General features: G+C 35.2%; 10 protein-coding genes. 7 read left to right on the forward strand and 3 right to left on the reverse strand.

What is annotated here, in order from left to right; all coding sequences use genetic code 11:
- Positions 1–20: 20 nt before the first annotated feature.
- A complete protein-coding gene (locus BLP81_RS09380) occupies positions 21–539 on the reverse strand; it encodes a GNAT family N-acetyltransferase (RefSeq protein WP_093368206.1) in 519 nt (172 codons plus the stop codon).
- Between the two features lie 103 nt (positions 540–642).
- Between BLP81_RS09380 and BLP81_RS09385 the strand changes: the two genes are divergently transcribed.
- The 4 genes from BLP81_RS09385 to BLP81_RS09400 all read left to right on the forward strand — a co-directional run bounded on the left by BLP81_RS09385 (position 643) and on the right by BLP81_RS09400 (position 4,816).
- The gene (locus BLP81_RS09385) at positions 643–1,416 is read left to right on the forward strand and encodes an MBL fold metallo-hydrolase (protein WP_093368207.1); all 774 of its coding nucleotides are present in this window, start codon (positions 643–645) and stop codon (positions 1,414–1,416) included.
- A gap of 12 nt (positions 1,417–1,428) precedes the next feature.
- Positions 1,429–2,793 carry an alpha/beta hydrolase family protein gene (locus tag BLP81_RS09390; RefSeq protein WP_093368208.1) on the forward strand — a complete coding sequence of 455 codons (1,365 nt, stop codon included), beginning with the start codon at positions 1,429–1,431 and terminating at the stop codon, positions 2,791–2,793.
- Between the two features lie 101 nt (positions 2,794–2,894).
- Positions 2,895–3,644: a hypothetical protein gene (locus tag BLP81_RS09395; RefSeq protein ID WP_093368209.1), complete on the forward strand. Its 750-nt coding sequence runs from the start codon at positions 2,895–2,897 to the stop codon at positions 3,642–3,644.
- A 140-nt stretch (positions 3,645–3,784) separates the two neighbouring features.
- Positions 3,785–4,816, forward strand: coding sequence for a PAS domain-containing protein (locus BLP81_RS09400; protein ID WP_093368210.1), 1,032 nt, complete (start codon positions 3,785–3,787; stop codon positions 4,814–4,816).
- Positions 4,817–4,954: 138 nt separating this feature from the next.
- Here the strand turns inward: BLP81_RS09400 and BLP81_RS09405 are convergent, their stop codons facing one another.
- Both BLP81_RS09405 and BLP81_RS09410 read right to left on the reverse strand, forming a co-directional pair.
- Positions 4,955–5,488 (reverse strand): DUF2141 domain-containing protein, encoded by a 534-nt coding sequence (locus tag BLP81_RS09405; RefSeq protein WP_093368211.1) that lies wholly within the window; start codon positions 5,486–5,488, stop codon positions 4,955–4,957.
- 95 nt (positions 5,489–5,583) lie between these two features.
- Positions 5,584–6,498 carry a tetratricopeptide repeat protein gene (locus BLP81_RS09410; RefSeq protein WP_093368212.1) on the reverse strand — a complete coding sequence of 305 codons (915 nt, stop codon included), beginning with the start codon at positions 6,496–6,498 and terminating at the stop codon, positions 5,584–5,586.
- A gap of 441 nt (positions 6,499–6,939) precedes the next feature.
- On the opposite strand from BLP81_RS09410, the gene BLP81_RS09415 reads away from it, so the two are divergent.
- The 3 genes from BLP81_RS09415 to BLP81_RS09425 form a co-directional block, all read left to right on the forward strand.
- The gene (locus BLP81_RS09415) at positions 6,940–10,032 is read left to right on the forward strand and encodes a sensor histidine kinase (RefSeq protein ID WP_093368213.1); all 3,093 of its coding nucleotides are present in this window, start codon (positions 6,940–6,942) and stop codon (positions 10,030–10,032) included.
- 55 nt (positions 10,033–10,087) lie between these two features.
- The gene (locus BLP81_RS09420) at positions 10,088–10,723 is read left to right on the forward strand and encodes a response regulator (protein WP_093368214.1); all 636 of its coding nucleotides are present in this window, start codon (positions 10,088–10,090) and stop codon (positions 10,721–10,723) included.
- 392 nt (positions 10,724–11,115) lie between these two features.
- Positions 11,116–11,749: hypothetical protein (locus tag BLP81_RS09425; protein ID WP_218118875.1), on the forward strand; the 634-nt coding region annotated here is incomplete at its 3' end.

An 11,749-nucleotide genomic window follows, 5' to 3' on the forward strand; every position in this document is an offset into this window, starting at 1 on the left:
GCGGTTCGTTTTTTTTTTGGCTAAATCACCTTTAACATCACATAATTGGGGTTGGAGTGCTTGTCACTGATTTTAAAATCATGCTGACCAATGACTTTAAATTCATTTTTCTGATAAAATTTAAGTCCCTTTTCATTTTCGGTCCAGACGAAAAGCCATAAGGCTTTTTGGTCCTGGGATTTCGCAAGGTCCAGATTGTGCCTGAGAAGTTCTTCACCAAGTCCAAGGCCATAGAAGTCCTTTAGAAGATAAAGCCTTTCAAATTTGGCGACAGGGGAGAGTTCAGTAGCGGGATGCGATTCGTTCAAAATCAGTTTCGAATAGCCTGCGAGTTGATTGTCCACATAAATTTTACTAAAAAAAATACGCGGATTTAGTAAAGCTTCAGACAAGGTCTCTGTGTTGAAATGGGTTTGGGTATACTTCTGAATATCTGCAGGTTTGGCACTGTGGCCGTGTGATTCTACAAAGGTCTTCACACTTAAGTCTGCCAGGGAGTTTACTTCAGATGAACTTAAGGCCTTAATGAGGATTGACATCGTTTAGATTTTCTGCAAATAAAAGCAATAGCATCAAGATATCTTTATAAACAAAGTTGAATTATCTTTGAACATTAAGCAAATTCCAAACAAAATCAGCATAATGACCTATCATCACCTGAGAAATGCAACTGCAGTTATTCAAACAAAAAATGATTTTATTCTGGTAGATCCCATGCTTGGCGAGGTGGGAACGATTGAGGCATTTACCAAAGAGCGTTTTCCTCCTGTACGAAATCCGCTGGTAAAGCTTCCTGAAAATACCGAATTTTTATTGCAAAAAGTTACCCATGTGCTCCTAACTCATCAGCATGCAGACCATCTGGATGAGCCAGGTATTTCTTTTTTAATAGAAAACAACCTTCCGGTCACCTGTAGTGTTATGGATGCCAAAGATTTGAAAGAAAAGGGCCTGAACGTAGTCCTGGAACTGGAGTACAACAAGCCCCGGGCCTTTTTGGGTGGAACGATTGAGGGAATTCCTGCGCGTCACGGTTATGGCAAAGTAGCTGAGTTGATGGGGAATGTGACAGGATTTTATATCAAAATGCCGAATGAGCCGGGTTTATATTTAGCCTCAGATACTATTTTGACGGATGAGGTGGCCAGAGTGCTGGTGGATTATCAACCTGATATCTCTGTTATTCCCTGCGGTTCTGCTCAACTGGATGCCTATGAACCCATTCTGATGACAGTAGACGATATCCTCAGATTTACCAACCTGAATCTTGGAACAACGATTTGCAATCACCTGGAAGCCTTGAATCACTGTCCGACTAGGAGGGAAGACTTAAAATTAAGATTCAAGGAACAAAAACTTAGTCAAAAGGTGTGGATTCCTGAAGATGGAGACTCCAAAACTATCAACTTACATTAAAACTATTATTTTATGAAAACTTATTCAATCACTTTCATTGCCTTATTCATGTCATTATTCGGTTTTGGGCAAGCAGTGGTCGGGGACTGGTCTGGAAAATTGACCTACGCAGGAACTTCTGTAAATGTAAATTTCAAAGTTTATCAGACTGAAAAGGGATTAGCTTCGATGTTTAGTGTGCCTCTACAAGGCCTCAGCGATTTTAAATCTACCTCCACCACCTATAAGGACTCTTTGTTTTTTGTAGATTTAAAACCCTTGGGCATTCAATATAGAGGCCGGTTAGCGGGTAATGATACTATTCTGGGTAATTTCAATCAGAATGGTCTAAGTATAGAACTAACACTCTCACGTACAGATTTAACCAAAAACCGACCTCAGGAACCTCGGCCACCCTTTAACTATTATGTAGAAGAAGTCGTTTTCAGAAATAAAAAAGATAGTATAAACCTTGCCGGGACGCTTACTTTGCCAAAAAAGGAAGGACAATATCCTTTAGTTATACTGATTAGCGGTAGTGGACCACAGGACAGGAATAGCTTTATACTGGGACATAAGCCATTTTTACTTTTAGCTCACGAACTGACTCAAAGTGGAATAGGTGTATTGAGATTCGATGAAAGGGGAATCGGTGAGTCTGAGGGTAAGTTTCAGGATGCAGAACTTGATGATTTTGTTAACGATGTAGCATCAGCCTTTGATTTTCTGAAGGCCAGACAAGATGTAGATTCTAAGAAAATAGGCCTTTTGGGGCATAGCATGGGAGGCATTATAGCACCTAGAGTGGCCATAAAAAAAGATATTTCTTTTTTAGTTCTATTGGCAGCTCCAGGCATAGATGGAGATAAAATGATGTTACAGCAGAGAGCAGATTTATTGAAATTGAGAGGGCTTAGTGATGCTCAAATAGAACAATCCAATGAAATCTTTGAGAAAACCTATGAATTTATAAGAAAAACAAATTCAGGAGGAGACCAGTTTAAAAATGAACTTTCTCAATTTTTGACAGATAATTACTCAGATATGATAATGGAAAAACAGCTCTCCATGATGGTTGAACAAATTTCGAGTAAAGAAATTTTAGGTCTTTTAAGAAATCGGCCCTCTACTTATCTGAGCATGGTGCAATGTCCTGTACTTGCTATTGGCGGAAGTAAAGACGTTCAAGTTTCTTCTGAAGAAAACCTTGCAGCCATTGAAGCAGAAATTAAAAAAGGAGGAAATGCTAAAGTTGAGATTAAAGAGTTTGAAAATCTCAACCATCTGTTTCAGGAGAGCGAAACCGGAGATTCTACAGAATACGAGCTGATTGAACAAACCATATCGCCAAAAGTTTTGAACTATATTAAAGAGTGGTTGAATAAAACCCTGGAATAGATGAGGAATGCTATTTAAAAATTTAAAATGCACTTCAGAAATTCAAAATATAAATTTCGACTAAAAATGTATCTTTATAGAAACAACCAAATACAAGCACTATGAAAAGCTTATGTTTCATTATTGGTATACTATGTTCTGTAAACCTGATGTCAGCTCAATCTATTGAAGGTTCATGGCGCTTAATAAGTCTTAATGATGAAGCTGTTACTGACAGGGAAGTTATAAAAATTGTCACAGAAAATTATTTTGCCCTAGGATCTAAAACCTTAGCAGATAATTCTTTTCTAGGAGCTGCTGGAGGCGAGTATAAAATAAAAAATGGCAAGCTTATCGAAAAAAGAGATTTTGATACTTACGATGCTTCTAAAATTAACGAAGAAAGAGCATATAAACTTTCCTGGATTGATGAGGCTAAGCTCAAAATTTCTGATGACAATCACATCAAAGTATGGCAGCGATTATCTAAGGAAGAGGATAAACTATCTGGAAACTGGGTGATTACTGGAAGAAAACGAGGCGATAAGATGAATGAAATGACTCCTGGAGATCGTAGAACGATTAAAATCTTAAACGCTAATCGCTTTCAGTGGGTAGCTTTTAATTCAGCCACCAAAACTTTTATGGCTTCAGGAGGTGGAAAATATTCCGCTAAAGAGGGAAACTACGTAGAGCACATCACTTTTTTTTCTAGAGATGAAAACAGGGTAGGAGCCGATCTGAATTTCGCATTTGAAATCATCGATGGGAAGTGGCATCATAAAGGGCAAAGTTCCAAAGGGCAGCCTATTTATGAAATCTGGTCTCCCTATGCTGAGGCTTATCCTACAGCTTTTATGAGACAGAATTAAAGAGAGCTAAAACGGATTTAAATTGTCTTGTGATTCATTTTGATATCATAATTCTTTGTTGCCGTTTGTTGCTGTCTTTTCGTTTTTATTTACATTTGTTTAATAATGAGTGAGCTTTTACTTCACTTAAATACATATAAATGCAAAATGATATTCTTATCAACCATATACCTCAATCTCTCAAAAATTCTAAACTTTATGATGTTGTTGTAACAGATTTAGACGGTCATTATATTTTTGTGAATGCTGCATTCCAAAATCGGTTTTCATTTATTACCAATGATTTTATTGGTAAACACTCCACTATAACTATGCATCCGGAGGAATACTTAAAAACGAAAGAAACAGTCATTAAGTGTCTTTCCCATCCGCAGCATTGTTTTCCTGTCGAACTCAGAAAACCTTTACCAAATGGGAAAGGCTATAACTGGACACAGTGGGAGTTTTCAGCTATGCTGGATGAAAATCAACAAGCTGTTGGTATTCTATGCGTTGGCTTTGACATTACCGGGCCTGGGCATAATAATCTGAAACTTAAAGAGTTTCAGACAAAGCTGACCAAGACCATAGAGTCTATTCCTCACCCCCTGCTTATTTTGGATGCTGAACAAACCATCAATTTTGTCAACACCGAATTTGAGCTTGTCTTTGGATTTTCAATTTGTGATATAGTCGGTAAAAAATTGGATCTCCTGTTCCCCAAACATCTTGAAGAAAAATATAAAAGACTAATTGATAATTACGTCACCGAAAATCCTAAAAAAATAAGGGTGAATCACTTTCGTACTTTTAAAAACAATGCCAATGAAGACCTAACGGTAGGTGTTAGTTTAAACAGTTTTCTGGACGATGACAATCTGAACATTATAATGATCATTGAAGATTTGACAATGGCTAAGCAAAACCAAGATATAATAATCAATCAAAACAATGCCTTTAGACAAATCGCCTGGAAACATTCTCATGAGTTGAGAAAACCTGTGGCTAATATTTTAGGACTATCCAACTTACTAGATCTTAAAAATTTAAAAAGCGATGCGAATTATAAAACCATTTCTTTTCTAAAGGAAGCGGCCAGTGAACTTGATTTTATCACTCAAAGCATAGTGAAAGAGGCCAATGAAAATGAGTACGAGATCAAATTCAAAAAACATAAACGCAATTTGTTCTAAAAATAGGTGTCGCATAATAATTTACGCAGATATTTCCCGAACGGGGATTAACTAAGTTATTACCAGTTTCATCACATAGAAAGGATGCTTATTTTAATCAACCGACAAAATCACGGGGTATTTTAATAGACCTCTTTTTTAGTTCATGTATTCAATGCTAATTGTGGAATTTTTTTTCAAACTGAATTTACATTTTGAAAACTTGGGTCTTCCAAACCATGTCTGTTTTGACGCACCAACAGGTTCTTTAGGTATGCCGATAAAATTGGTATCAAGTTTGGCATTTCCGTTTAAGTCTTGAAAAACTGAAATGGCATATTCACCTTCCTTTAAATTTTTAAAAGTGATTTCAGCAGTAGAATCAAACTTTTCAATTTGGGCTGTTCTCAACGCTTTTTCATTATTGCTTGGAAAGCTTTCTGCATTGTCATGAAGAGAAAGGTAAATAGTGCCAGTATTTTCTTCTATATCCTCTACAATCACGTTTAGACTAATATCCTGAGCAAGTCCGGTATAATGCATACTTATTACTAAAAGATTAGCAAGAAGCAGTTTTATTGAATTCATTCTAAAATGTGTCATAGCTCTTATCTTATTTTCACTATAAAAATATGAAACCCCTGGATTTAAAGCTACTACATATGGCTTAAAAATATCATAATGAATTTCCAATTAATTTTATGCGTCTGTCTCAGCAAAACAAAAAAGCCCTTCCTAACATAGGAAAGGCCCTGTGAGATTATTTCCAAAGATTTGTTCCTTAAGAATTAGAATTTATGCGCTTCTATATTGCTTCTCATCCTGTCAATGTCCTCTTTCATTTTAGAAAGAATGTCTAAATACTCAGGATTCTCCTTTAATTCGGATGAGAAAGGAGAAACATTCTTTATCCAGTAATACTGTCTTCCTCCTGCATTAAGATGTTGCTGAAGGCTGGCGATGGCTTTTTCATCTTCTCCTATAAAAGCATAATAATCAGCTATATATATAAATATCTCCGCCCCCTGTTCATTATTTATCGATTGCAAAGCGCCGCTGCTTTGCAGCATTTCCATTCCCTGTCTCAATTCTGAAAGATACCTTTGGCTTTTTTCTGCCTCGCCCAGTTTGTCATGCACGTAAGCAGCATACATTAAAAATAGATATCGCCAGGTTCCGGCATTTTCTACTACCTTTAAAAGTTTTTCAATATTTACCGATGCTTTCTCGTATTCCCCTGCTTTTGTTTGAAAAAAGAAAGCACAAGTTGGTGCCCCCGGGAATATCTTAGCAGGGTCGCTAATTTCAATCATTTGCTCTACTGCTCTTAAAGCCTCATCATTCCTGTTTTGCATGGTATAAATAAGCCCTAAGCGACATTTTTCACTTCCAATCATCATTGCATCGTCTGGATATTGACCATATAACTCACCTGCTCTTTCTTCAGCGGTTTCGAACATTCCTAAATAGGCGTATGCTTTTACAAGATTTTCATAAAGCATATATTGGTCTGGCTTCTCGTCCAGGATATTTTCGTATAATATAATAGCTTTATCATATTCACCTTCAGCCCATACGGTGTTCGCCTGTTTGATAAATTTATCCTCCACCTCTGCATTCTGAACAGATTGAGCCTTAGCTTGAAAGAATTGGAGGCTGACAAGTAGAATCAAAAGATAAATTTTTGTAAGATAGATTTTCATAATTCAGATGGTTTAGGTTGTACGTAGTACATTTATAGAAATAATACATTAAATGTATGTTAAAAATAATTAATCATTATAAATTTAAGATAAATTATGCAAATATTACAATACTTGTTATTTCCCCGTGAACAGGATTCAGAATGTGGTTTATGCTTAGAGACTTAAAGATGAAGAAATAAAAGGGGTAATAAAATTATTCTACGATGGATAGTTCAGCCCAGGATCAATAAGGGTGAGCGGCATCTGGCATTCTTTTAGGAAAATCTATTCAGATTTGAGGAATTAACAATATAATTGTATTTTTTGCTATTTTAAGATTAGTAATTAATAAAATATATACGGAATCATTTTTATTTTAATAATTGTTTGATCATTTTTTAATTTTATTTATTCATATTTACATTGCACGGTTTCCTTATACGCTGTTGTTTCTTAAGTATGGAACAAAAAAATCTTATTTTACTTTATCTTTTTTTGTGTAGTGGCCTCATTGCATTTCCTCAAGATCCGGAAATTGTTTTTAAAAATATAACCATCGATGATGGGCTTTCACAAAACAGCGTTATCGATATTGCTCAGGATAACCTGGGTTTTATGTGGTTTGCTACACAGGAAGGTTTGAATAGATATGATGGGAATGAATTTAAAATTTTTCCAAAATCTTTTGATGATATTACCGATCCCGATAATTCAAAATTAGGTAAACTTCTCATTTACAGAGAGACTCTTTGGATTATTTCAAAGGGGGGGAATTTGGAAATAATGGATTTGGCTACTGAAAAATTTAAGTCTGTTAATTATTTTGGATCATCAGGAATAAAAATTCCGCCCTTGAGTTTTATATTTATTCAGAAAAAGGGAAGAATTTGGATGGGCACTGAAAGTAATGGCATTTATATCGTCAATGAAAATTTTGAAGTCATCCAGCATTTTTTCGCAAATGGACCTGCTGGTGATAAAATAGTCTCAGGTAAAATAAATAAAATTTTTAAAGATAATTCTGGTAGATTCTGGATTTTAACAAAAAATGGTATTAATGTATACTTTGATGAAGAATTAAAAAGTTACCTGGAAGGGGTTAACTCCAACGCCATAATCGAAGATTCTGACGGAGACATTTGGCTAGGATCACTGGGAAAAGGTTTATTTCGCAAACCAAAGGATTCTGAAAATTTTCATAAGGTTTTAAAGATGGGAGATGGATTGGAAATACCTGGAGACTTAACCGTAGAGTCACTTTTCCTCGATTCAAAAATGCGTCTTTGGGTAGGAACATATGGGAATGGTCTTTATTTATTGGAGAAGTATTCAAAGCGGGTCACTCAGTTTATGCCAAACAGAAGAAATCCTCATTCCATTGGTTTTCAGGATATATTGTCTATTTATTCAGATAGTAAAGGAGGTATTTGGATTGGAACTGATGGAGGTGGTTTAAGTTTTTATGATGAATCATTTAAAAGTTTTAAGATTTTAACCACCCATAATGTTCCTGAAGATATTGCAATTGAACAAATCAGAGCCATTACAACAGATGATGATGGTTTCATTTGGTACGGGACATCAGGAAATGGCTTTGCAAGATTTCAACCCTCGGGAAATACTTTTCAATCCTATCATTTAAAGCCCTACAAAGACGGGATTAATAATTATGATAGAATCGTAGCCCTCCATTCCTTTGGTGCAAATGATTTATGGATAGGAACTCAAAGTAACGGCACCATTTTATTTGATCGAAAAACAGATAAAATTATAAAGTGGTTTACAACTGAAGCAATTCAGGATAATCTTTTACTTCCAGACGATACCGTTTGGTGTTTTTTACAGGAAAACAAACATACGGTTTGGGCTGGCTCCAGATTTTCCGGACTTCTTTTGATACACAGGGAAAAAGGTATGATTGGACAATACTTTGAGAGCCGCAATGATAGGGAAAATGTGCGGGCTATTGCCAGGATAAATGATTCTCTTCTAGCAGTAGGTTACGAGAAAAAAGGCATTAAGTTGTTCAATACAAAAACGGCCCATTTTCAACCTCTAATTCAGGATTTTATTGCTAATAAGCTTAATGAAGTAGAGATCAAAAGTCTTTATTATTCCAATGACCTTCTTTGGGCAGGTACTTCGGGAAATGGTTTATTGGTAATCAATTTAAAATCGGGGAATGTTCAATTATTTACGGACGATACTGAGCTTCCTAATAATATGATTTATGGAATACTTCCAGAAAGCTCCCAAAAAATTTGGGCCAGTACAAACAGAGGAATCTTTAGCCTGTCCTTTGAAAATGAAAAAGACAAAATAGAAATAAAAAAACTGGATCTTTTTACCCGTAAAAACGGATTGCAAAGCAATGAATTTAATACCGGCGCTTTCCATAAGAGCAAGGAAGGGATTTTGTTTTTTGGAGGTATTTCCGGAATGAATTATTTTAATCCTATAGATTTGCCTTCCAGAAAAAATGATATAAAGGTTATTATTCATGAGGCAACTGTAGATAATATATCCCTTAAAAATGAAAAGTCTATTACGTATACAGATCGACTAGAACTTGGATACAATCAAAATTCAGTTGCATTAAATTATACAGGCTTAAACTTTTTAGCTTCTGAAAAATTAAAATACTCTTATAAACTTGAAGGGTATGATTTAGATTGGATTCATGCCGGGACGAGGAAATATACTGCATACACTAATCTAGCACCAGGGGATTATGTTTTTCGGGTAAAATTAACAGATGCACTTACCGAAGAAACTCCTGTGACAAGCCTTGGAATTTCAATAGCAACGCCTTACTGGCTGGAAACCTGGTTTAGATTACTTTTAATCAGTTTGTTCCTTTCCCTAATATACGCTATCTACAAAATCCGTTTGAACCAGATTCTTGAAGTTCAAAAGGTAAAAGATACGATTTCTTCTGACTTACATGATGATCTTGGGTCAAGACTAACGACCATACATTTACTTTCAGCCGTTTCCCAACCACTATTTAAAAAAAACCGCGCCGTATTAAAAGTTTTAGATAAAATTGATAGTGAGATTTATGCTTCAACGGAGGCACTTGATGAGATCGTATGGAATATTAATAACCAAAATGAGAGTCTCCTGGATGTGATCGCCAAAATTAGGCGCCATACAAGTGAAATTATGGAAAGTTCAAACATTGCTTATGTCATTAATACTCCTGAGGATTTGGGTAAATACAATATGGGGATGCAAAAAAGACGTGAGTTGCTTCTTATTTGCAAGGAACTTGTGAATAATATTAGAAAGCATTCGAAAGCTCAACAAGTCGAATTAAAAGTTTTTAGAGAAAATAAAATGCTTTCAATTGTTGTAAAAGATGATGGAATAGGTTTTAATCTGGAACAAAAAACATCCCGAAACGGCCTTTCGAATTTAAAGAATCGTGTTAGGAAATGGAACGGTTATATAGAAATTTGTTCAAAACTGAATGAAGGAACCCTAATAGAAATTAAGATTCCTTTTGATAAGAAAAAATGGTATAAGGTGGATAGGTTTTTAAAAATATAATTTATCCCCCTTATAGGGGATTGTGCAGAGCCAAATTTGTTTATAATTTTAAAAAATGAAGATAAAGCTAGTTATTTTTGAAGATAATCATCAATTACGGAAGTCGCTTGAAATCCTTCTAAACACTAGTGAGAGCTATGTTGTTATCGGAAATTTTCCTCATGTTTCAAAGGCTAAAGAGATCATTCTGGATCTTAGACCGCATTTGGTAATCCTTGACATTGATATGCCAGGGAAAGATGGGATTACGGCAATACCGGTTATTAAGGAAATAGATCCAGAAATATTTATTCTAATGTATACCCAATTTGAAGATGACGAAAAAATTTTTAGAAGTCTTTGTGCTGGTGCCGATGGATATATACTAAAAAAAACATCCCCTTTAAAGCTTATTCTAGCTCTTGATGAAGTTAGAAAAGGAGGGGCTCCCATGTCGCCCGCAATAGCTAGAAAAGTATTGGCTTCTTTTCACACTTCTGTTAAGGATAAGATAAATTATAACCTTACATCTAGGGAGACAGAGGTTCTTAAATATTTGATCAAAGGCTGCAGTGTAAAATATATTGCTTCAGAACTGTATATAGCATATGAAACCTGTAGGTCTCATTTAAAAAACATTTATACGAAACTTCATGTGAACTGTGGTAAAGAAGCAATTGCGAAGGTATTGGCAGAAAAAATCGAACTGTAAAATAATTTTTATTTGGATATTGTATTTATGATATTTCTCCTGACTCGATTATTTCTTACCATGTAAAAAACTAATTCTAGTTTTAGTTTTTCGATTTATTGTAAAAAACGTCAAGTACTTTCTACTCTACCTAGGTAAGGAATACCCCAATTAAATGAAATGCTATCTAGGCAAAATCTCTTTTATCTTATTATGCCGTTAAATATCCCCTTTAAAGGGTATTGAAGTCAATTACTAGTTGTTATAGTTTTACCTCGGCTTCTTGAAATTAAGTATTCCTCCAATTCCTTAACTCCCTAATGTTATGGATTATGTGGTCCAAAATTCAAGGCTCCTCATAGTTTTCTTAAAGTGGATCAACATTACATATCATTCATCTAAATACACCTCTCATGAATATTTTAAATCTTTTCTCTCCCCATTTTTCGTTTAAGAATTTTATTGATAAAAAAATATTTAATAAAATATTTTTCCTTCTGAGTTTATTTTTTGTTAACGAAACAGCCGCCCAACTTAACGGAACCTATACAATTGGTACCGGCCAGAATTACAACACTTTCAATGAGGCAATTGATGAATTAAATACAATAGGGATCTCAGGGCCTGTTACCTTTAAGGTAAGTTCGGGTATATATGATGAAAAATTGAGTTTTTTAAATTTTCCAGGCAACAGTTGTGAAACTCCTGTGGTTTTTGAATCAGCAAGCGGAGTGAACACCGATGTGGTTCTTCAACATACTTTTACTGCCTACAATGATTTTGTAATCGAGATCAATGGTGCCGATGGGATCAGTTTTAAGAATATGACCCTTACCCACACGGCTAATGTTTACTACGGCCGGATCTTCAATATTCTTGGGGGTTCTGATTGTTTGGTTTTGAGTAATAATGTGATTAAAGGAACTAATCTCAATGATGCTTTGATTTATTCACGAGGTCTTAATAATTCTCATACATATGATAGCAACAGCTTTGATACAGGATCTTATGGTATAGACAAGAATGGAACAAACACAAGTTCGAGGG

The sequence above is a fragment of the Psychroflexus sediminis genome (assembly GCF_900099815.1).
GTDB classification, from domain to species: Bacteria; Bacteroidota; Bacteroidia; order Flavobacteriales; family Flavobacteriaceae; genus Psychroflexus; species Psychroflexus sediminis.

What these genes read in the sequence shown, in the direction of transcription:
- BLP81_RS09395 (WP_093368209.1), top strand. Translation starts at nt 2,895, where the DNA reads ATGAAAAGCTTATGTTTCATTATTGGTATACTATGTTCTGTAAACCTG.
- BLP81_RS09380 (WP_093368206.1), bottom strand. Translation starts at nt 539, where the DNA reads ATGTCAATCCTCATTAAGGCCTTAAGTTCATCTGAAGTAAACTCCCTG.
- BLP81_RS09400 (WP_093368210.1), top strand. Translation starts at nt 3,785, where the DNA reads ATGCAAAATGATATTCTTATCAACCATATACCTCAATCTCTCAAAAAT.
- BLP81_RS09410 (WP_093368212.1), bottom strand. Translation starts at nt 6,498, where the DNA reads ATGAAAATCTATCTTACAAAAATTTATCTTTTGATTCTACTTGTCAGC.
- BLP81_RS09385 (WP_093368207.1), top strand. Translation starts at nt 643, where the DNA reads ATGACCTATCATCACCTGAGAAATGCAACTGCAGTTATTCAAACAAAA.
- BLP81_RS09420 (WP_093368214.1), top strand. Translation starts at nt 10,088, where the DNA reads ATGAAGATAAAGCTAGTTATTTTTGAAGATAATCATCAATTACGGAAG.
- BLP81_RS09390 (WP_093368208.1), top strand. Translation starts at nt 1,429, where the DNA reads ATGAAAACTTATTCAATCACTTTCATTGCCTTATTCATGTCATTATTC.
- BLP81_RS09415 (WP_093368213.1), top strand. Translation starts at nt 6,940, where the DNA reads ATGGAACAAAAAAATCTTATTTTACTTTATCTTTTTTTGTGTAGTGGC.